The organism is Campylobacter sp. CH278 (genome assembly GCF_004378845.1).
GTDB classification, from domain to species: Bacteria; Campylobacterota; Campylobacteria; order Campylobacterales; family Campylobacteraceae; genus Campylobacter_D; species Campylobacter_D jejuni.
On sequence record NZ_RYXZ01000020.1, the window covers coordinates 1 to 1,539 of the forward strand.

Annotated in this window: 1 protein-coding gene and 1 pseudogene; both read left to right on the plus strand. The window is 33.3% G+C overall.

Going from position 1 to position 1,539, the window contains the following annotated elements; translation table 11 throughout:
- Nucleotides 1-250, plus strand: a pseudogene (locus ELQ04_RS08480) (motility associated factor glycosyltransferase family protein); the annotation flags it as partial.
- 98 nt (nucleotides 251-348) lie between these two features.
- Nucleotides 349-1,539 (plus strand): flagellin (locus tag ELQ04_RS08485; RefSeq protein ID WP_134224520.1); only part of this gene is annotated, 1,191 nt, incomplete at its 3' end.

Here is a 1,539-nt window from a genome sequence, read left to right on the forward strand (position 1 = left end):
GGAATTTTTAGAAAAAGTTTATCAAAATATAGAAAATTTCAATCACTCTTTAGATGAAGATGAGTTTATACAGGATGAAGTTTTAAGAGGAGCTTTTGCTTATCGTGGAAAAATGATTGCTGATGTATTAAAACTTCATATACAAGATAAGACGCATTTTATCACATCTTACATCAAGGCTTACCATGAATGGTTGCTTTATTTTATGGAAAAGTTAGAACAAAAATACAAGTCTTTGTCAAAAGTATGAAATTTTATTGCTCTAAAGTATAAAATATTTTTTTGATTGCACGATATAGCATTTAACAAGTTCATGGATGAGCTTGAATTTTTTTAAAAGGATTTAAAATGGGATTTCGTATTAACACCAATGTTGCAGCTTTAAATGCTAAAGCAAACTCTGATTTAAATAGCAAAAGTTTAGATGCTTCTTTAAGCAGACTTAGTTCAGGTCTTAGAATCAACTCCGCAGCAGATGATGCTTCAGGGATGGCGATAGCAGATAGTTTAAGATCTCAAGCTAATACTTTAGGTCAAGCTATATCTAATGGTAACGATGCTTTAGGTATCTTGCAAACTGCTGATAAGGCTATGGATGAGCAACTTAAAATCTTAGATACTATTAAAACTAAGGCAACTCAAGCAGCTCAAGATGGACAAAGTTTAAAAACAAGAACCATGCTTCAAGCAGATATCAACCGTTTAATGGAAGAACTTGACAATATAGCAAATACTACTTCATTTAACGGTAAGCAACTTTTAAGTGGAAATTTTATCAATCAAGAATTTCAAATCGGTGCTAGTTCAAATCAAACTGTAAAAGCTACTATAGGAGCAACTCAATCTTCTAAGATAGGTTTAACACGCTTTGAAACAGGAGGAAGAATTTCATCTAGTGGCGAAGTGCAATTTACTCTTAAAAACTACAACGGTATAGATGATTTTAAATTCCAAAAAGTTGTGATTTCAACTTCAGTTGGAACAGGACTTGGAGCCTTAGCTGATGAGATCAATAAAAATGCTGATAAAACAGGTGTTAGAGCTACTTTTACAGTAGAAACTAGAGGTATATCAGCAGTTAGAGAAGGAACTACTTCAGATAATTTTACTATCAATGGAGTAACTATAGGTAAAGTAGAATACAAAGATGGTGATGCTAATGGAGCCTTAGTTGCTGCAATCAATACGGTTAAAGATACCACTGGAGTTGAAGCTTCGATCGATGCTAATGGACAGCTTTTACTTACTTCAAGAGAAGGTAGAGGGATTAAAATCGATGGAAGTATTGGTAGAGGTGCCTTTATCAATCCAAATATGATGGAAAATTATGGTCGTTTATCTTTAGTTAAAAATGATGGTAGAGATATTTTAGTAAGTGGTACAGGTCTTTCTTTTACAGGTTTTGGAGCAGACAATTTTATCTCTCAAGCTTCTGTTTCTTTAAGAGAGTCAAAAGGACAGCTTGATGCTAATATCGCTGATGCTATGGGATTTGGTTCTGCAAACAAAGGAGTTATTTTAGCTGGTTATTCTTCTGTT